16 protein-coding genes are annotated in these 18,504 nt (G+C 51.3%); 6 read left to right on the top strand and 10 right to left on the bottom strand.

Annotated elements, in window-relative coordinates:
- Positions 1 to 53: 53 nt before the first annotated feature.
- Positions 54 to 2,876 carry a phosphoenolpyruvate carboxylase gene (ppc, locus tag AC3QL0_RS15200; RefSeq protein ID WP_493009229.1) on the bottom strand — a complete coding sequence of 941 codons (2,823 nt, stop codon included), beginning with the start codon at positions 2,874 to 2,876 and terminating at the stop codon, positions 54 to 56.
- A gap of 148 nt (positions 2,877 to 3,024) precedes the next feature.
- On the opposite strand from ppc, the gene ilvD reads away from it, so the two are divergent.
- Positions 3,025 to 4,890 (top strand): dihydroxy-acid dehydratase, encoded by a 1,866-nt coding sequence (gene ilvD / locus AC3QL0_RS15195; RefSeq protein ID WP_135862766.1) that lies wholly within the window; start codon positions 3,025 to 3,027, stop codon positions 4,888 to 4,890.
- A gap of 220 nt (positions 4,891 to 5,110) precedes the next feature.
- Here ilvD and AC3QL0_RS15190 read toward each other — a convergent pair whose 3' ends face one another.
- On the bottom strand, positions 5,111 to 6,232 hold the full coding sequence (locus AC3QL0_RS15190; protein ID WP_493009228.1) for a GGDEF domain-containing protein: 1,122 nt from the start codon (positions 6,230 to 6,232) through the stop codon (positions 5,111 to 5,113).
- A gap of 170 nt (positions 6,233 to 6,402) precedes the next feature.
- Between AC3QL0_RS15190 and nadE the strand changes: the two genes are divergently transcribed.
- Genes nadE through AC3QL0_RS15175 form a run of 3 tightly spaced genes read left to right on the top strand, consistent with a single transcriptional unit; the run spans position 6,403 to position 8,884 of the window.
- Complete coding sequence (gene nadE / locus AC3QL0_RS15185; protein WP_493009227.1) at positions 6,403 to 7,251, top strand: NAD(+) synthase; 849 nt, start codon at positions 6,403 to 6,405, stop codon at positions 7,249 to 7,251.
- 24 nt (positions 7,252 to 7,275) lie between these two features.
- The gene (locus AC3QL0_RS15180) at positions 7,276 to 8,340 is read left to right on the top strand and encodes an AI-2E family transporter (RefSeq protein WP_493009226.1); all 1,065 of its coding nucleotides are present in this window, start codon (positions 7,276 to 7,278) and stop codon (positions 8,338 to 8,340) included.
- A gap of 22 nt (positions 8,341 to 8,362) precedes the next feature.
- On the top strand, positions 8,363 to 8,884 hold the full coding sequence (locus AC3QL0_RS15175; protein WP_493009225.1) for a cytochrome b: 522 nt from the start codon (positions 8,363 to 8,365) through the stop codon (positions 8,882 to 8,884).
- Positions 8,885 to 8,949: 65 nt separating this feature from the next.
- Here the strand turns inward: AC3QL0_RS15175 and AC3QL0_RS15170 are convergent, their stop codons facing one another.
- The 8 genes from AC3QL0_RS15170 to AC3QL0_RS15135 form a co-directional block, all read right to left on the bottom strand.
- Positions 8,950 to 9,390, bottom strand: coding sequence for a universal stress protein (locus AC3QL0_RS15170; protein WP_493009224.1), 441 nt, complete (start codon positions 9,388 to 9,390; stop codon positions 8,950 to 8,952).
- Between the two features lie 192 nt (positions 9,391 to 9,582).
- The gene (locus AC3QL0_RS15165) at positions 9,583 to 10,263 is read right to left on the bottom strand and encodes a GntR family transcriptional regulator (protein ID WP_493009223.1); all 681 of its coding nucleotides are present in this window, start codon (positions 10,261 to 10,263) and stop codon (positions 9,583 to 9,585) included.
- A gap of 4 nt (positions 10,264 to 10,267) precedes the next feature.
- Positions 10,268 to 11,113 (bottom strand): urea carboxylase-associated family protein, encoded by an 846-nt coding sequence (locus tag AC3QL0_RS15160; protein ID WP_493009222.1) that lies wholly within the window; start codon positions 11,111 to 11,113, stop codon positions 10,268 to 10,270.
- Positions 11,114 to 11,163: 50 nt separating this feature from the next.
- Complete coding sequence (locus AC3QL0_RS15155; RefSeq protein ID WP_493009221.1) at positions 11,164 to 11,550, bottom strand: ectoine synthase; 387 nt, start codon at positions 11,548 to 11,550, stop codon at positions 11,164 to 11,166.
- Complete coding sequence (locus tag AC3QL0_RS15150) at positions 11,537 to 12,814, bottom strand: amidase (RefSeq protein ID WP_493009220.1); 1,278 nt, start codon at positions 12,812 to 12,814, stop codon at positions 11,537 to 11,539. Before AC3QL0_RS15150 ends, AC3QL0_RS15155 begins: the two co-directional genes overlap by 14 nt.
- Before the next feature lie 7 nt (positions 12,815 to 12,821).
- A complete protein-coding gene (locus AC3QL0_RS15145; RefSeq protein ID WP_493009219.1) occupies positions 12,822 to 14,342 on the bottom strand; it encodes an amino acid ABC transporter permease/ATP-binding protein in 1,521 nt (506 codons plus the stop codon).
- A gap of 18 nt (positions 14,343 to 14,360) precedes the next feature.
- Positions 14,361 to 15,245 carry an ABC transporter substrate-binding protein gene (locus tag AC3QL0_RS15140; protein ID WP_493009218.1) on the bottom strand — a complete coding sequence of 295 codons (885 nt, stop codon included), beginning with the start codon at positions 15,243 to 15,245 and terminating at the stop codon, positions 14,361 to 14,363.
- 171 nt (positions 15,246 to 15,416) lie between these two features.
- The gene (locus AC3QL0_RS15135) at positions 15,417 to 16,346 is read right to left on the bottom strand and encodes a LysR substrate-binding domain-containing protein (protein WP_493009217.1); all 930 of its coding nucleotides are present in this window, start codon (positions 16,344 to 16,346) and stop codon (positions 15,417 to 15,419) included.
- Positions 16,347 to 16,466: 120 nt separating this feature from the next.
- On the opposite strand from AC3QL0_RS15135, the gene AC3QL0_RS15130 reads away from it, so the two are divergent.
- Complete coding sequence (locus AC3QL0_RS15130) at positions 16,467 to 17,318, top strand: HTD2 family dehydratase (protein WP_493009216.1); 852 nt, start codon at positions 16,467 to 16,469, stop codon at positions 17,316 to 17,318.
- Positions 17,319 to 17,333: 15 nt separating this feature from the next.
- The gene (locus AC3QL0_RS15125; RefSeq protein WP_135865254.1) at positions 17,334 to 18,494 is read left to right on the top strand and encodes an acyl-CoA dehydrogenase family protein; all 1,161 of its coding nucleotides are present in this window, start codon (positions 17,334 to 17,336) and stop codon (positions 18,492 to 18,494) included.
- Positions 18,495 to 18,504 lie beyond the last annotated feature (10 nt).

Here is an 18,504-nt window from a genome sequence, read left to right as displayed (position 1 = left end):
GGGGTATTGTAGCCTGCCTGCCGGTAGCTAGACCAGCAGGCAGGGCAAGGGGTTTAGCCCGAATTACGTAGGCCTGCGGCAATACCGTTGATGGTGATGTGTATGGCTTCTTGCTCTTCGGTGGCAACCTCTTGTGGGTGTTGACGCAACCGGCGAAGAAGCTCTACTTGCAAGTGGTTCAGTGGGTCAATGTACGCAAATCGCTCTGTCAGAGCAGCTTGCAGCGCTGGGTCGTGCTCTAGCAAGGTGTGTTCAGTTAAGAGCGTAAACAGCGTGCAGCAGCGTTGGTACTCTTCGCGTATCGCACCGAAAATACGCTGTGCTAGGTCGGCGTCAGGGCAGAGCTGGGCATACGCTTCACCAATATCTAGGTCGGTTTTGGCCAACACTTGTTCCATGTTGGACAGCAAGGTGCGGAAGAACGGCCAGTTTTTAGCCATGTCACGCAGTTGCTGCAAACGTAGTTCTTGGGTGCGCGGGCCACCGGCGATGCCTTCGTCCAAATAACGTTGAATAGCACTGCCTACACCGTACCAGCCTGTGATAGGCAAACGGCATTGTGCCCACGAGAAGCCCCATGGAATAGCGCGCAAATCCTCAATGGTTTGCGATGCTTTGCGTGATGAAGGGCGCGAGCCTATGTTCAACCCTGCAATTTCACGAATAGGGGTGGCGCTAAAGAAGTAGTCGTTAAAACCGGGGGTGTCGTATACCAAGGCACGGTAACTGTCGCGAGCCGCATCGGACATAAACTGCATGGCCGCGCCGTATTGACTGACATGCTGGTTTTCTACATCGGTAGAGCTGTTTAGGCTGGCTTGCAGCGTTGCGGCTACCAGCATTTCCAAGTGCCAACGGCCTACGTCTGCATTTTTATAACGGCCTTGAATGATCTCGCCTTGTTCAGTCAGGCGGATTAAGCCGTTAACGGTACCGGCAGGTTGAGCCAAGATAGCATCAAAGCTAGGGCCACCACCACGGCCTACCGAGCCGCCCCTACCGTGGAACAGGCGCAGTCGAACATGGTGCTGGTCAAACACTTCCACTAGTTCGCGTTCTGTTTGATACAGAGACCAGTTGGAGCATAAGTAACCGCCATCTTTGTTACTGTCGGAATAGCCCAGCATCACTTCTTGTACGGAGTCTTGCGCATGACGTATGCGAGCAGAGACCTCAGGTAAGGCCAAGTAGGCTGCCATGATGGCGGCACCACATTGCAAATCGGGAATGGTTTCAAACAGTGGTACCACCATCAAGCCCGAAGATTGGCGATCATGCAGACCAGGAATAATCAGCCCGGTTTCTTGTTGCAGCACCAGCACTTCCAGCAAGTCGCTTAATGTCTCGGTGTGCGACACGATACTTTGTTCAATCGCGCGGTGGCCATATTGTTTACGTGCAGTTGCGGCATAACGCAATATGGCCAGTTCTTTTTCTGTTTCGTCTGTGTAGGTGAGCCACGGCGATACCAGTGGACGGGTTTCTGCCAATTCTTGGCGCAGCAGGGCGACACGGTCAGTTTCGCTCAACTGACTGTATTGCACTAGTTGACCTTGGAATTGCACGCCAGCGGCTTGGAACAGTTCGTGCAACACGCGTTCGTGTACGTCAGAGCTTTGACGTAAGTCCAGCGTGGCTAAGTGGAAGCCAAAGATACTGACGGCTTGCATCAAGTTGCGTAAACGCAGATCGGCCACGGCACCCGCGTGACTAGCTTGCAGCGAGTCTGCAATGCATTGCAGATCAGCCAGCAGTGCAGCAGGTGATTCATAGACTGGCGCCGCATAGGTTTGGTGCATGGCCAAACTCTTGCCCGTTAGGTGTTGGCTAGTGGCTGCGACGCGCGCATAAAGATGAATGCAGGCGCGTCGGTAAGGTTCGTCCACACGATGCGGAGATTGGTCTTGGCTGGCGGCGGAAAGTGCCATCAGGGCGTCGCTGGCCGGAGCCAAGGATTCTGACAGTGACAGCTCAGTACCTAGGGCTTTGAGCTCGCTTAAATAGTGACGCAGTGCGGTGCTGCTTTGATGCAGCAAGGCTTGTTCCAGTGTGTTGGCATCCACGTTGGGGTTGCCGTCACGGTCGCCACCAATCCAACTGCCCATACGTAAGAAAGTGGGTAGGGGGCGTAACGGTGGTTGGCTTAAGGTTGTACGTGCATTGGAGGGCGCAGGGTGCAGCAACAGATCCAAGTCGTGATAAAGCTGTGGAATAGCCTGAAAGAAGGTGTGCGGATAGTAGGCCAGCGCGTTGTCGATTTCATCCATCACCGTCAGCTTGTGCTGACGCAGCATGCGTGTTTTCCACATGGTAGTGATGAGCGCCGTTAAACGATGACGCAATTGCGGTTGATGGCCTGCAGCTTGTTGATCCAGCAGTGGCAGCAGTGCAGCAATAGCTTGGTGTAGCGCCAGCGTACTTTGACGTTGTACCTCAGTAGGGTGGGCAGTCAGCACCGGCACAATACAGGCTTGCTCTAAAAAGGACAGCAGTTGCTCGGGTTCAGGCTGTTCAGCAAACAACGCCAAAGCGTATTCCAGCGAACCGGGTGTTTGGTCTGGGCTGTGTTGGCGGCGTTGGCGAGTTTGCTCGCGGTCTTCGGCAATATTGGACAAGTGCAGAAAGTACGCAAAGGCACGTGATACGGTGTGTGCATCCACTAAACTTAGCTGTGGAATGTCAGCAGTGAGTGCTTGTAATTCGTTTTGATCGCCTGTGCGTCGGTAGCCTACGGCGCTGCGCCGCAACCGCTCAATAATGTTGAAAATATCAGCCCCATCGGTATCGTAAATCACGTCTCCCAGTGCTTTGCCTAACAAACGTATGTCTTGGCGTAATAAAGGAAGCTGGTTGGGAAGTGATTGCGGCTGGGGCATGATGTCTCCTCTAGTGTGGGGTGGTCGGTGCAATTCTGTAGCACGGTGCAGGCTTTTAGCTGTGTTTTTTTAGCAGTCTGGTCGCTTTATGTTGCCTGCACGTTTATCATAGTCTTCTTTTCAATGCTTTTTGACTAGAGCAGCACACATGCCACACTATCGTTCACGTACATCTACTCATGGCCGCAACATGGCCGGCGCGCGCGCATTGTGGCGCGCGACGGGCATGAAAGATGGCGACTTCAGCAAACCTATTATTGCTGTAGTGAACTCGTTCACACAGTTTGTGCCGGGTCACGTGCACCTCAAGGATATGGGCCAATTAGTGGCACGTCATATCGAGGCAGCAGGCGGCGTAGCCAAAGAATTCAACACCATTGCGGTGGATGACGGTATTGCCATGGGTCACGATGGCATGCTGTATTCGCTGCCTTCGCGTGAGCTGATTGCGGATTCCGTCGAGTACATGGTGAACGCGCATTGTGCCGATGCCATGGTGTGTATCTCTAACTGCGACAAAATTACCCCCGGGATGTTGATGGCGTCTTTGCGCTTGAACATCCCCACCATCTTTGTATCCGGCGGCCCAATGGAAGCCGGTAAAGTCATGTCCAAAGATGGCAAAACCGTAGTGCGCAAGCTGGATCTGGTGGATGCCATGATTCAAGCAGCTGAAGACGGTGTATCTGACGAAGAAGTAGCTGAAACCGAACGCAGCGCCTGTCCTACATGCGGTTCCTGTTCTGGTATGTTCACGGCTAACTCCATGAACTGTCTGACTGAAGCGTTGGGTCTGTCCTTGCCAGGTAACGGTACTATCGTTGCTACGCATGCACGCCGCAAAGGCTTGTTTGAAATGGCTGGCGGCCTGATCGTTGAACTGTGCAAACGCTACTACGAACAAGAAGATGCTTCCGTATTGCCGCGTAATGTGGCGACGTTTGAAGCCTTTGAGAATGCCATGACACTAGACGTGGCCATGGGCGGTTCTACTAACACCGTATTGCACTTGCTGGCAGCGGCTCAAGAGGCTGAAGTGAACTTCACCATGAGCGACATCGACCGTATTTCGCGTCGTGTACCGTGCCTGAGTAAAGTGGCACCTGCTACACAGCAATACCACATTGAAGACGTACACCGCGCTGGCGGTATTCTGGGTATTTTGGCCGAATTGGCGCGTGCTGATTTGCTAAACCTAGATGTGAATAACGTTCACAGCGGCACCTTGGGCGAAGCTATTCGTCGTTGGGATGTGAAGGGTGAAAACCTGAAAGCAGTAGAAAAATTCTATCTGTCTGCACCGGGTGGTATTCCTACCCAAGTGGCATTCAGCCAAGATCGTTACTACGAAGACCTAGATTTAGATCGTGAAGGCGGTTGTATTCGCAGCAAAGAGTTTGCCTACTCGCAAGACGGCGGTTTGGCCGTGCTGTACGGTAACTTGGCAGTGAACGGTTGTATCGTGAAAACAGCGGGTGTGGATGAAAGCATTCTGACCTTTACTGGTCGTGCCCGTATCTACGAAAGCCAAGAAAGTGCCGTTGATGGCATTTTGAATGGCAAAGTAGGCGAAGGCGATGTGGTCATCATCCGCTACGAAGGGCCTAAAGGCGGTCCTGGTATGCAAGAAATGCTGTACCCAACTTCCTACCTGAAATCCAAAGGTTTGGGCGCTAAAGCCGCGCTGTTTACCGATGGTCGTTTCTCGGGTGGTTCTTCAGGGTTGGTGATTGGTCATGCATCCCCCGAGGCAGCTGAGGGCGGCACCATTGGCTTGGTAGAAGAAAACGATGTGATTGAAATCGACATTCCTAACCGCCGTATTCACTTGGCTGTTAGCGATGAAGAATTGGCAACACGTCGTGCTGCAATGGAAGCACGCGGTGCAGATGCATGGCAGCCAGTAGAAGATCGTAAACGTGTGGTGTCTCAGGCTCTGCGTGCCTATGCTGCACTGGCAACTTCGGCTGACCGTGGTGCAGTACGTGACGTGAGTCAGTTGTACCGTAAGTAAGCTGGTCGCAGAAATGAAGAAAGGCAGCCATAGCGCTGCCTTTTTCCGTTTAAGTGTTACGGCTAGAGTTGATCGCACATGCTGTGGGGACTGCAGGAAAGCTTTTTGTGCTTTGAGACACCAAATCAAAAAAGTTTCCTCTCCGTCCCCACGATAGTGTTGGGTGTCTTAGGCTTACTCAGGCCAGTCGTGAGTAAGTGGGCTTACGCTCATTACACGCTTAGGTTGCTGTACCAGCTATGATGCAGTCACGACCTGCACGTTTGGCTTGGTATAGGCGTTGATCCGCGCGCTGTATGGCATCGTTTAGGTGCTCGCCATGGCGCAGCATGCTGATGCCTATGCTGACGGTCAGGCTCACTGTATGGCCATCCAGATTGCTCAGTCGCAGTTGATGACAGGCTTCGCGTATGCGTTCAGCTTGGGCAGTGGCGGTTTCTAAGGCGCAGGGGCCGCTGAGTAATAAGAACTCCTCGCCCCCGTATCTACAAATCACGTCTTGTTGTTTGGCTTCTTTTTTGAGCAACGACGCAAAACGTTTGAGCACTTGATCACCCACAGAGTGACCGTGTTGGTCATTAATCTGTTTAAAGAAATCCAGATCCAACAGCATCACGGCTACGGGCGGTACCAGCTCTTGTGGTGTTTGGTGTTCTATATGACGGGTGAGTGCGGTGCGGTTTAGTAAGCCTGTTAGCGGGTCGTGGGTGGCTTGGCGATATAACCGCAGCAATAAGCCTAGTTGAAAGTGGTTGGTGGTCATGGCGATGACCAGCAAGGCCGCCAGCAGCCACAAGTCTTGTAAGGCGCGAGGGCTAAAGGCAGTACCGTCTACAAAGCCAGAGCAGAATTGCAGCAAAAGTAGGCCTAATCCTATGCTAAAAGACTCTAACAAGGTGAAGGGGAAGATCCCCAAGGTGGCCGTTAGCAAATACGGAATGAAGCTGTAGCCCACTAACGAGTAGTTGCCATCGTTAGGTAGGTAAACCAATACGGCAGCGTAAAACAGAGCCGGTAGCACGAAGATGAAGGTGCTTAATAGCAGGCTGCTACGGTTAGAACGCTTGAACCTAGACGCCAGCAAAATGGCGACTAAACCAATAAACATCACTACACGTAAGAGCAGCACATGATTAAGAGTGTGTTCCGGTAGGGCTAGATTATCCATTACCGCCCACAACGGGGTGAGTAAGGCAAAAAGTAGCGCAATAATCTGTATCCGTACGCGTAAGTACTCACTGCGAGCGAAGCTGAAGTCCTTGGAGTGATAACGTGTGGAAAACGTATCTTGTAGTGACGCGATGCTCAGTGTTTTTAAGTCTTGCAAGGAAGAGGTTTTCATCCTGATGGACAGTAACTAAATGACGCAATTGGTAAAGTTTTATCAGTATAGCGGGTAATGTTATGACAGATTGTCAGGATGTGTGGGGTATAGGCACGGATTTTTAACAGTGGCTCTGACAGCATGGCATTACAATAAGTGCTTCACTGTCGTTGAAACCCAAGTAGGAAATGACTATGCAGGATGCAAGATTGCGCGAAGCACAACAAAGAATTATCGAAGAACTGGGTGTGAAAGCCGGGCTGAATCTAGAGCACGAGTTAGAACGTCGTATCGTTTTTCTAATGCAGTATGTGAAGCGCAGTCGTGTGCAGGCGATGGTGTTGGGTATCAGTGGTGGGGTGGATTCCTTGGTCGCTGCATGTTTGGCACAACGCACCGCAGAACGTCTACGTAAAGAGGGCGATAACGTGCGCTTTATCGCTATGCGTTTGCCTTACGGTCAGCAAGCTGATGCGGCAGATGCCGAGGCTTGCATGGATGTGATTCAACCAGATGAGCGTCTAACTGTAGATATCAAGCCAGCAACGGACGCTTTGTTAGCGCAAATGTTGCAAGCTGGGCAAACCTTCAAAAGCGCCGCACAACAAGATTTCATCGTAGGTAATATCAAAGCCAGACAGCGCATGGTGGCGCAATATGCCGCAGCGGCAGCCGCCTCAGGGTTGGTGTTGGGTAGTGATCATGCTGCTGAGGCATTGATGGGCTTTTTCACCAAGTTTGGTGATGGTGCTGCAGACGTCATGCCATTAGCTGGGCTGACTAAACGCCAAGTACGGGGTTTGGGGGCGTTGATGGGTGCGCCAGATCAGCTCGTGTATAAAGTTCCAACAGCCGATTTGGAAGATTTGTCACCGTTGCGCCCAGATGAGGAAGCTTTTGGTGTAAGTTATGAGCAAATCGATGATTTTCTGGAAGGAAAGGCAGTAAGTGATGACGCGGCGCAAATTATGCTGCGTTACTTTGCGGCGTCAGCGCATAAGCGTGCGTTGCCTGCTACGCCTATCTTTACAGCTTGATTCTTACTAACGGAAGCGCTTCTTATGCAACCTGTTTTACCGGCTCACCTGATTGCCCGTTGGTTATTGCTACTTATTGTCTTGGCCGGTTTGTATTTCTTGCATGGCTTTTTGGTGCCCGTATTGGCGGCGCTGATCATAGGCTTGGCAAGTTGGCCACTGTATAGACGTTTATTGGCGTACTGTAATAACCGCAATACCTTGGCGGCCACTTTGGCGCTGTTAGTCGTGATTGTGGTGGTGGTTGTACCCATATCATTGGCGTTGTCCTTCGCTATTAAAGAAGCCAGCAGCTTTATTGCGTGGGCTTTAGCGGCAAACCGCGATGGTATGCCAGTACCTGATTGGATAAGCGCATTACCGTTAGTAGGGCAGAGACTATCTGAGTACTGGACGTTTTATCTGGGTGAGCCTCATGCATTAGGCTCTGTGGTAGAGATGGTCAGCGGCCAGCATTTAGGCAATATTTACCGTATGGTGCTGTCGGCTACAGGTAACGTGTTCCACTTGATGCTGACATTGTTGTTTCTGCTGATTACCTTATTTTTCATCTATAAAGACGGCGATCATATATTGTTCCAACTGGATGTCATCGGCGAGCGCATTTTGCCTGAGCGCTGGCAGCGGTTTTCGCGTGTCGTACCGGCAACAGTAAACTCCACTGTCACCGGTATGGGGCTAATTGCGCTGGGTGAAGGGATTGTGCTGGGTATTGCCTATTGGATAGCGGGTGTGCCGTCTCCAGCGTTGCTGGGGGTGGTCACTGGTTTCATGGCGCTGATACCTGGTGGTGCGCCATTGTCCTTTACGCTGATCTCGCTGTACTTAGTGGGGTCGGGTAGCGTAGGTGCTGGTGTGGGGTTGTTCTTGTGGGGGGCGATAGAGCTCTTCATCGTAGACAAAACGCTGCGCCCACGTTTGGTAGGCGGCCCGGTGAAACTTCCATTTTTGCCTACATTCTTCGGATTGGTAGGCGGTGTACAGACTATGGGCTTTGTAGGGTTGTTTATAGGCCCGGTCTTGATGGCATTGTTAGTTGCTATGTGGCGTGAGTGGACGCATCATGCATCCACTCATCCTGTTCCATGACGTTTAGATGAAGGAGGCTGTTATGCGTTCTTTTTCCAATTCGCAAGCACGGTACGATGGGGTAAGCCGTTTTTTGCATTGGTTAATGGCGATAGGTTTTGGTGTGATGCTGGTGACAATTCTCGTTAGCCGGTTTGCTGACGGGTCGGCTTTTGCGGATGCATTATGGCCTTGGCATCGCATAGTAGGTTTTACGCTGTTTCTGTTGTGGTGGATACGTGTGTTGTGGGCATGGAAGATGCGTGAAGAATCGCCAGCAGCGATTAGCACGTTTGCCTTGTGGGGACACCGTTTGATGTATGTGTTTATGCTGGTAGTACCCTGTATGGCCTTGTTCCGCCAATATGGGTCGGGACGCGCCTTCAACTATTTCGGTATTCCTATCACACAAGCCAGCGAGCAAAAGGTAGAGTGGATGGTAGCGCTAGGGAACAATTGGCACGGTAATCTGGGCATTGTGTTGTTTATTGCGATCTTCATACATATCTTTTTGGCCTATTGGCACAAACGTAACCCTGCAACAGATGTAATGGGACGTATGTAATACGTAGTGAATAGGCAATAAAAAACAGGCGCGTAAAGCGCCTGTTTTTGTAGATGAGTACCCGCTTATTTGATCAGAGTGACAGGAATGTCTACTTGATGAATGATGCGAGTGGCTACCGAGCCCAAGAACAGATTACCCAAACCGCTCATACCGCGTGTGCCCATTACGATGGAGTCACATTTCTGCGATTTGATCAGTTCGTTTACAGCGAATGCGATATCGGTATCTACAGAAGCGTGAGCAGTAGTATTGATGCCAGCTTCGCGCAGCATTGCAGCGGCTTGCTCGGCCATATCAATCGCGTATTTGTGTGTGTCCTCACGTAGTTGCTTCAGCGCGTCGCCAATGAAGGCTGTGTAGCTGCGACCATAAATTTGCGGATCAAACTGCACATTCAGTACATGCACTGAGAAGCCGGAATAATCCTTAGACAGATCAATCAGATATTGCAGAGCACGTTTGGCGGTGTCGGAACCGTCGTAGGGCAATAGTACAGTTTTCATATGTTGAAATACCTTGATGAAAAAACAATGGGCTTAAAACACATTTTGCCACGATAGGTAAAAAAGGGATTGATACGGGTCAAGCAGGTACGCTCACTTGGTTTTACCTTATCTAGGTCGTCCTATGAAAACTATATCAGGTAAAGTCTTACACACATGGAAAAAGGCTGTAATAACAGGTAAATGCAGTGTTTATTTCAGACCTGAGTTTTGGTATGTGCTGACCACTTTGCTCAAGGCTTTTTCAGAGGCATCTAAGTACTGTGCTAACTCGTGCTCGGCTTGGGCGATGTCACCGTCGCATAAACATTGATGTATACGGCGTTCCCAATCTATCCACAGCGGGGCTTGAACGATTTTTTCATCAGGGCCGGCAAAGAACACCAAACGTAGCTGCGCACAGAGGGTGAGAAAGAACTCATCCAACAGTTTGCTACCCAGCATGGACACCACCAGTTGGTGGAACATCAAACTGAGTGATCCCACTTCTTGCCAGTGCTCTTTGGCCAAGGCGCGTTCGGCTTGCTTGTTGTTTCTGGCCATCTTGTTGAGCAACGTGCGGGAAGGCGGAGGCGAGGAGCGCACAGCGTGCAGTTCCAAGGTACGACGTGCAGTGTATAAGTCTTGTAGATCATCAACGTGAAACTTGCGTACAAAGACGCCACGGTGACGAATCGATGTGGCCAAGCCATCGCGAACCAGTAGATGCAGCACTTCGCGGATGCTATTGCGTGAAGCATCGTAGGTTTGTGCGAGATCCACTTCTATCAATTGCTCTCCGGGGGCCAACTTACCTTCGATAATGGCATTGCGTAGCTTGTAGCCAATGACATCAACAATAGATAGATTTTCCACATCGATTTTGGTTTTCAATGACTCATCTCCATTGAACGAGTTCAGGGTTCATGCCGTGGTGGCCGTGGTAACGGGCGCGTTCTGGTTGTGACCAACCTTCCAGTAATTCTGGTGCCAACGCATATACTTCTACACCTAATGGACGACAAACATCAATAGGGTCACGGGCGTCTGGCCCCCATAATGGTACGGATAAATCACCGCCAGGGCAGGTAGACAACGCACACAGCAAGTCTATTTCGGCAAAATATTCGAAGTAGTCGCCTTTTTGAGCAGGGCAGGCCTTCATGAAATACTGATCGTCGTCATTCAAGCCTGTGCATTGAAACACATTTAAGACGTCGTGTACGTCGAATTCCGTTAAGCCGTAGGGAGCAACCGCACGTGTCAGATTGGAGTGACAGTGGAAATGGAAATCTTCACCTGTGAGCAGATGATTGACGTAAGGGTCGCAACGCGTGCCCAGCAAGTCATGGACGCGACCGCCGTCACCATCAATACCGTAGTTGGCAAGGGTGTCATCAGTAATAGTGGCCATAGGACGTAGGAAGGGCAGCGTAGACCACAAACGATCATGAATGCTAACGTGTGCGGCTTGTAGCTGACGTGTACGGGATGCCCACATGCGTTCGCGCGGGTCGTGCCTATTCCACATGTTTAAATCGGCTACTTGAGGGCCTTCAATAGTGACAATGCGGCAGACGTGGCCAGCCGGTACTTCCCATGCTTTGCCACTGCGTATGGGCACCACAAACTTGTCTACTAAGGTGCGCGTTTCTGGGCGTTCTATAAGACGGCTGTAGAACGCTTTGTCCACAGAGAGTGCTGAGCCCTGAGTGGACTGGTAGGCGGCAGGATAATTTCCCATGTGATACCTCTAAAGATGATGTGTAAAAACCAGCAGAAAACGGGGAGCTATTAGTCGCGCACGTCGTAGCTGCCATCAGCGTTATGGGTTTCATCACCGTTGAGCGGTGGATTAAACACACACAGCAAATGCAGGTCACCTTTGATGGCGCGCAGCATGTGCGGGTCATTCAGGTTTAGGGCATAAATATCACCTGCTTTGATGGGGTAGGTTTTACCGGTGTTCAGGTCTTTGACTTCACCTTCGCCGGATACGCAGTAGTTGGTCTCGAAGTGGTTTTTGTATTCCAGTTCTAGCTCGGCACCTTCTGTGATGCGTGTTTCGTGTACGGAATAGCCCATGCCATCGTCTTTGACAATCATGCGTACGCTTTCCCAGCCCGGGCCGCTTGCGTCTCTAGGGGTACCGCGCAGTTGTTTGGCATTAATCACAATCATGGTGTTGCTCCTTGGCAAGTAAAAGGGTTTCTATCCACTGGGCTAGAGCAAGAAGCCTAGGCTCGTTGTGGGGTTTGGCAGTCACTAATAAGCCAATGCTGTGCGTATTGGCGGGGGTATATGGCAAGCTAAGGCTTGGTAGATTCAGGCGATTTGCAAATTCAGTGAGTAAGAATGAGCGCCTGTTGGTGGCCAGATAACACTCACTGTCGTGTAGCGGGGCGAGGGCGGGAGCCAGCATGGGGCAGGTAGGTGTCAGTACGGCATCTATGTGTGCGAGTTGATGTAGCGCTGCGCGTGTTTGCTCGTGTAGTTGTTGACGAGCCTGTGCGTAGCGCCATGCTGGTAACGCAGCACCAGCGGTAATGCGCTGACGTATTAATGGGTCGTATTGCTCACCATAGTTGTCTAACCAGTGCTGGTGGATGCCGTAGGCTTCGGCGCTAATCATCCCGCCTTCTGCCGCAGTGGCACCGGCCGTGATCAATGCTGGAAAACTCGCTTTCACCAACGTTACACCGGCTTGTTCTAATGCGTCGCAGGCAGCCTGGAATTGCTGAACAACATCGTCATCCAGACTCAAACTATCTAACTCAGTGGGAACTAACAGCGTCCAAGGCTGAGAGGGCGAGGTGGCGGGGTGCGTTGTGGGGTGTAAGGCAGTAAAGAGTTGAGTGCAGCGTGTGACGTTAGGGGTGATGAGGCCTGGTACATCAAAGCTGGGCGAAAGCGGGAAGATTCCGTCTTCGGGCAGCAAGCCCTTGGTGGGAATGAACCCCACCAGGCCACAAAACGCAGCAGGGATGCGGGCCGAACCGCTGGTGTCTGTACACAAGGCTGCATCGCTAAAGCCCAAGGCGACGGATACCGCAGCCCCTGAGCTAGAGCCACCGGGTACGCGCTCTTCATTGGGGTAACGCGGATTACGTGGTGTGCCAAAGTGGTGGTTCAAGCCCAATGCACCATAGGCAAATTCCGTCATGTTGCTTTGTGCCAGAATCGTGGCTCCTTGTTGCCGCAATTGCTGCACGAGGGTCGCATCGTGTGTGGCAGCAGGGCGCTGTACAAAGGCGGCAGAACCGGCATGACTCACCCAACCCGCTACATCTATATTGGCTTTGATGTTCATGTTCCAGCCGGCTAGCGGGCCAGCGGTGTGGGTGCTGGCTTGCCTGTCTATGGCCGTTAGGGCGAGAGCGGCCTCACTAGGCGCAGCGTCAATACGGTGCAAGCACGAAGCGGTAGAAACGGTTTCGGTACTCATGATGCGATTAGTGATTCAGTTGGCTCAGAAATTCACTGACGCGCGTATCGCTGGATTGGCGCAAATCGGTGGGTGATTCATCGTGCAAAATGGCTCCGTTTTCCATGAAAACGACACGATTGGAAACGTTGAACGCAAAGCGCATTTCGTGGGTCACGATCAGCATGGTCATGCCTTCGGCAGCTAAGGACTCCAAAACACGCAGCACTTCGTTGACCAACTCAGGATCCAACGCTGAAGTAGGCTCATCAAACAGCATGATGGAAGGGTGCATGGCCAAGGCACGGGCAATGGCGACACGTTGCTGCTGACCACCGGAAAGCTGGTGCGGGTATTTGTTGGCATGCTCTACCATGCCCACACGGGACAGCTGGGTGAGTGCTTCAATACGTCGAGACGAGGCGGTGCCACGGTTGTGATAGCTCAGGGCTAGCGTGACGTTGTCCAGCACGGTGCGGTGTGGGAACAGGTTGAAGCTTTGGAACACCATGCCTATATCCAGAATAAGCTCAGGATGGGGTGCCGTTAAGCTTTGGCCGTTTTGTGTGCCTAAGAAGTGCTGGCCGTGAATCCATACACTACCGTCTGAAAAAGCTTCTAAGCCATTTAACGTACGTATTAGCGATGTTTTACCGGAACCGGATGGGCCAATGATGGAAATCACATCACCGCTACGTACGCTCAGGTTGATGTCTTTCAGTGCATGGTGATCGCTATAGAACTTGTTAAGGTGGCGAACTTCCAGTGCAGGAGTTGAGTGTGCCGTGGTTGGGGCAGTTGTCGCGGTGGTGGTAGAGGGTGCCTTTTGAATGGCAGCTTGTTCGGCACTGCTCAAACGATAGGCCGTGGGTTTGCGTTTGTTGACGTCCAAGTATTGCTCTAACCAGCCCAATGCTTTGTCGAAAATCGTCACCATCAGCACGTAATAGAAGGCAACAGCCAGCATGGTTTCAAAGATCAGAAAGTTATGTGTGTACAGGCGTTGGCCTACCAACAAAATTTCCGTCAATGAAATCACTGATACCAGCGAGGTTAATTTCACGATAGTGATGAACTCGTTGCTCAGCGTAGGCAAGGCGATGCGGATGGCTTGGGGGATGATGATCAAGCGCTGAATACCGGCATAGCGTAGTCCCAAAGCTTTACCGGCCTCATATTGACCACGGGGTACTGCCAGAATGCCGCCACGGTGAATTTCAGCCATGTAGGCTGCTTCACTTAATACCAGCGAAATCAAACCGGCATAAAAAGCCTCGGTGAGCACACTGGCCGAGGCGGGGAACACCTGCGGCAGGTTGTAGATAAACATCAGCAGTACCAACAGCGGCAAACTGCGGAAGAACCAGATGTAGAGTCTGGATAGCCAGTTGATGGGCCGAATGCTGGACTGTTTTGCCAGAGCCAGAAAGAAGCCTAAGCCGCCCGCCAGTAACCAGGACAAAAAGCCCAGTTTGGCGACTGTCCAGCAGGCGAGCCAAAAGTCATGATCAAAAAGTAGGCTATATGCATACGACCAATCAAATTCCATTACCAGATACTCCGATTCTTATTGTGGCTGTGTAGCAAGAGAGCTTTCTATGTCGGCCTGTGTGGGGGCGGCAAGACCGTATTGCTCTAGCAGTTGGGCGTACTCACCGCTTTCGGTGGCGCGTTGTAAAGCTTGTGTTAGGGCTTCGGAAAGAGCTGGATTACGTTGGTTAACGCCTAGGGCAATCACGATGGTGTAGAGCAACTCGGGAGACGTAACTTCCAACTCACCTTTCATGGTTTGCACCAACTGGTGAGCCACGGCGGAATCTTCCATCATCACGTCGGCAGCGCTGGAACGTAGAGCCATCAAGGCTTCAGGTGAGGTAGGGAATTCCAACACAGTGATGGCAGGCTTGCCTTGTGCTTGGCAATGGGATTGCGATACGCGCTCTAACTTGGGTGTCCACGATGCCGCTTTGATGGTGCTGACTTTGAGCCCGCACAGCATTTCAGGGTTTTGGGGGCGCTGAGTACTTTTGCTCAAGGCGATGAGTGACGAACCTGTTTTCAGATACGGCACATAGCTGATTAGCTTGGCGCGTTCTGGTGTCATGTACAGCGCTGAGGCCACCACATCAACACGGTTAGCGCGTAGCCCCACCACCAAATCAGCAAACCGGGTGTCTACGATATTGGCATCCAAGTTCAGGTGTTTGGCCATTAAGCGGCTGAAGTCCGCATCAAAACCGGAAGGTACTTTGTCTTGGAAGTAAGCGTAGGGTGGGTAGGTTAAGTCAGAAGCAATAGTCAGCACACCAGATTGCACGGTAGGAGGTGTGTCGGTAGAGGCAGAGGCGAGTGGGCTAAATGCCAAGATGGCGCTGCAGCCCAACCACGTTAGTGGGCTGGTTAGAGCGTGTGTGAGTGCGCGTAAAGACGTGCGCTGATGTGGCTTTTTCATGGAGTCTCCTTGTGGGCTTGGTGGCGTTTGTGCTGCTAATAATTGTTGAACAATTTCATTATTGTTCAACAATGTTTTGCCCGGCAATAAGGGTTATCACGAAACATGCGTATACCGCCGCATGATCAGATGCAGTACAAAAACAAGGAGAAAAAGGGCTGGAAGCTAGGTTTAGAGCGCTTCGTCAATCCAGCGAGCGGGCCAGATGCCGCTGCTCACCATCTGAGAAATCACATCTAAAATTAAGGCTTCTACGGCAGCAATAGCGGTAGAGCCTGGACGTGTCAAACTGGTGGCACACACCACGCGTCTGGATAAATTGCCACCATCAATGTGGGCGCTATGCAGGGTGCCGTTGGCAACCTCTTCCAAAATACAGACTTGCGGCAAAATGGTGCTGCCTAGCCCAGCTTGGGTGGCACGTTTTACGCTGCCCAACGATTCGATTTCGGCCACTACATCCAGCGTGAGTTTTTGAGCGACGCAGGCGTCGTCAATGATGCGACGTAAGCCGTGTTCTTGGCCCGGCAACACGAGCGGGAGGCTGCTGATATCGGCTAAACTGAGGTTGTCTGCTAAAGGCTGTTGAGTACTGGAAACAAAGACCAGGCTGTCGTCCAGCAGAGCACGTTTATTGAGCCCGGGTTCGGGTTCAGCACCAAACAGTAGCGCGATATCTAAGCGACCTGAATGCAGCCATTCTTGAATAAAACCGCTATAGGCTTCCACAATTTTGAGCCGCACATTGGGAAATTGTTGTCTGCAGGCGCTGAGTATGGGGAGCGTAGTGCTGAGGGCAATACTGGTGGGCAAGCCTATGGCGACTTCACCGCTAGGGGTAGTGCTAGAAAACCGCACGGCTTGTTTGGCACGTTCGGCATCAGCCAGTACCACACGTGCATGTTCCAGAAAGGTGCGTCCGGCCTCTGTTTGAATCATGCCCCGATTAGAACGTTCAAACAGTTTCACACCCAGTTCATTTTCCAGTGCCGTAATCTGTTGCCCCAACGCCGGTTGGGCAATGTGCAAACGCGCAGAGGCACGCAGCAGACTGCCGGTTTCGCACACACCTATGAAGTAGCGTAGCTGACGTAATTCCATGGCTTTCTGGTATATGAAAAATGTATAGCAAATAGACTTAATAACTATTTTACAGATATTTGAGTGATACCTAAAATCGATCTACAGCAGAACATAGACTCAAAGAACAAAGGAAGGGTGATGGCAGCGGTAGACATGGAACATTTACGCGAGTGGATAGGGCGTACCGAAACAGCAACGGACAGCATTACTGCAGCACCGTTGAAAGCCTTAACAGCTACGTTGGACAGAGATGACCCTGATGTGGCCATGCTAGATGTGCCGCCATGTTGGCATTGGCTGTATTTTTTGCCTGTGCATAGACAGTCTGAGCTTGGCCATGACGGGCATGCACAACGTGGTGGGTTCTTGCCGCCTGTGCCGTTACCACGCCGCATGTGGGCAGGTAGCCAACTCGAGTTTGTAGCGCCTTTGCATGAAGGGCAACAGATCAAGCGGGTATCGCGCATTGCTGATTTAACAGTTAAAGAAGGCCGCAGTGGTGCATTGGTGTTTGTGAAGGTAAAGCACGATATTTATGCGGACGAAAAATTGGCCATCGTGGAGTACCACGATATTGTGTACCGTGATTTACCCGCAGCGGATGCGCCGGCACCCACTCCTATTCCTGCCCCAGAGTCAGCGCAATGGACACGACGTATAGACCCTGATCCCGTGCTGCTGTTTCGCTATTCGGCACTGACGTTTAACGGTCACCGTATTCACTACGACCGCAGTTACGTCACACAAGAAGAAGGCTACCCAGGGCTGATTGTGCATGGCCCGTTGATTGCTACGCTGCTGTTGGATTTATTGCGTAGAGAGCTGCCAGATGCTCGCGTACGAAATTTCTCGTTCAAAGCGGTGAGCCCTATTTTTGATATTCATTCGTTCACCGTATGTGGACGCCAAGACAACGCGCATCAGGTTTCCTTGTGGGCCTGCACAGAAACGGGGCACCTGGCCATGCAGGCACAGGTAGAGCTCTACTAAAAACGGAGAATAAGCATGCACATAGAACACGATGAATTTGAAGAAATCCGCGATGGTATACGCCAATTGTGTAAACAATTTCCGGATGAGTATTTCCGTGAAATTGATGCCAAGGAAGCCTATCCAGAAACTTTTGTAGATGCGTTGATTGAAGCGGGGTGGTTGGCCGCGATGATCCCCGAAGAGTACGGTGGTACAGGTTTGGGGCTAACAGCTGCATCGGTGATTATGGAAGAAATCAACCGTTGTGGCGGTAATGCAGGTGCTGTGCACGGCCAGATGTACAACATGGGTACTTTGCTGCGTAGTGGCAGTACGGCACAAAAAGAAAAATACCTGCCAGAGATCGCCGCAGGCAAATTACGCATACAGTCTATGGCGGTAACAGAACCCACCACGGGCACTGATACTACCAAGATCAAGACTACCGCTGTGAAAAAAGACGGTCGTTGGGTAGTGAACGGCCAAAAAGTGTGGATTTCACGCGTACAGCATTCAGATTTGATGATTTTGTTGGCGCGTACTACACCGCTTTCTGAGGTGCGTAAAAAGTCTGAAGGTATGTCCATTTTCATGGTGGATTTGCGTGACGCCATCGGTAAAGGCTTGGATGTGCGGCCTATTCCTAACTTGGTGAATCACGAAACCAACGAGTTGTTCTTCGATAATTTAGAAATTCCCGAAGAAAACCTGATTGGTGAAGAAGGCAAAGGCTTTAAGTACATTTTGGAAGGCTTAAATGCTGAACGCACTTTGATTGCGGCCGAGTGTATTGGGGATGGCTACTGGTTTATTGATAGAGCGTGTCGCTACGCGAATGACCGTGTGGTGTTTGATAGACCTATAGGCAAGAACCAAGGTGTGCAGTTTCCTATTGCTGAGTCTTTTATTGAAATTGAAGCGGCTAACCTGATGCGTTTTGACGCAGCGCGTAGGTTTGATGCTCGCCAAGCGTGTGGTGCTCAGGCCAATATGGCCAAATATTTAGCGGCTAAAGCCAGCTGGGAAGCGGCTAACGTCTGCTTGCAAACCTACGGTGGTTTTGGTTTTGCCAAAGAGTACGATATTGAGCGTAAATTCCGTGAAACGCGCTTGTATCAAGTAGCGCCTATTTCTACAAACCTGATTTTCTCTTACGTGGCCGAGCATGTTCTGGGCTTGCCACGTTCTTTCTAAGCTGAGGTAA

The organism is Paenalcaligenes sp. GW821-LYS-B07-1 (assembly GCF_058803365.1).
Note: the sequence above shows the minus strand (reverse complement) of the source record. Positions and strands in the feature narration are given on the sequence as shown.

What these genes read in the sequence shown, in the direction of transcription:
- AC3QL0_RS15135 (WP_493009217.1), bottom strand. Translation starts at nt 16,346, where the DNA reads ATGGAATTACGTCAGCTACGCTACTTCATAGGTGTGTGCGAAACCGGC.
- AC3QL0_RS15190 (WP_493009228.1), bottom strand. Translation starts at nt 6,232, where the DNA reads ATGAAAACCTCTTCCTTGCAAGACTTAAAAACACTGAGCATCGCGTCA.
- AC3QL0_RS15155 (WP_493009221.1), bottom strand. Translation starts at nt 11,550, where the DNA reads ATGATTGTGATTAATGCCAAACAACTGCGCGGTACCCCTAGAGACGCA.
- AC3QL0_RS15160 (WP_493009222.1), bottom strand. Translation starts at nt 11,113, where the DNA reads ATGGGAAATTATCCTGCCGCCTACCAGTCCACTCAGGGCTCAGCACTC.
- nadE (WP_493009227.1), top strand. Translation starts at nt 6,403, where the DNA reads ATGACTATGCAGGATGCAAGATTGCGCGAAGCACAACAAAGAATTATC.
- AC3QL0_RS15125 (WP_135865254.1), top strand. Translation starts at nt 17,334, where the DNA reads ATGCACATAGAACACGATGAATTTGAAGAAATCCGCGATGGTATACGC.
- AC3QL0_RS15145 (WP_493009219.1), bottom strand. Translation starts at nt 14,342, where the DNA reads ATGGAATTTGATTGGTCGTATGCATATAGCCTACTTTTTGATCATGAC.
- AC3QL0_RS15130 (WP_493009216.1), top strand. Translation starts at nt 16,467, where the DNA reads ATGGCAGCGGTAGACATGGAACATTTACGCGAGTGGATAGGGCGTACC.
- ilvD (WP_135862766.1), top strand. Translation starts at nt 3,025, where the DNA reads ATGCCACACTATCGTTCACGTACATCTACTCATGGCCGCAACATGGCC.
- AC3QL0_RS15175 (WP_493009225.1), top strand. Translation starts at nt 8,363, where the DNA reads ATGCGTTCTTTTTCCAATTCGCAAGCACGGTACGATGGGGTAAGCCGT.
- AC3QL0_RS15150 (WP_493009220.1), bottom strand. Translation starts at nt 12,814, where the DNA reads ATGAGTACCGAAACCGTTTCTACCGCTTCGTGCTTGCACCGTATTGAC.
- AC3QL0_RS15170 (WP_493009224.1), bottom strand. Translation starts at nt 9,390, where the DNA reads ATGAAAACTGTACTATTGCCCTACGACGGTTCCGACACCGCCAAACGT.
- ppc (WP_493009229.1), bottom strand. Translation starts at nt 2,876, where the DNA reads ATGCCCCAGCCGCAATCACTTCCCAACCAGCTTCCTTTATTACGCCAA.
- AC3QL0_RS15140 (WP_493009218.1), bottom strand. Translation starts at nt 15,245, where the DNA reads ATGAAAAAGCCACATCAGCGCACGTCTTTACGCGCACTCACACACGCT.
- AC3QL0_RS15180 (WP_493009226.1), top strand. Translation starts at nt 7,276, where the DNA reads ATGCAACCTGTTTTACCGGCTCACCTGATTGCCCGTTGGTTATTGCTA.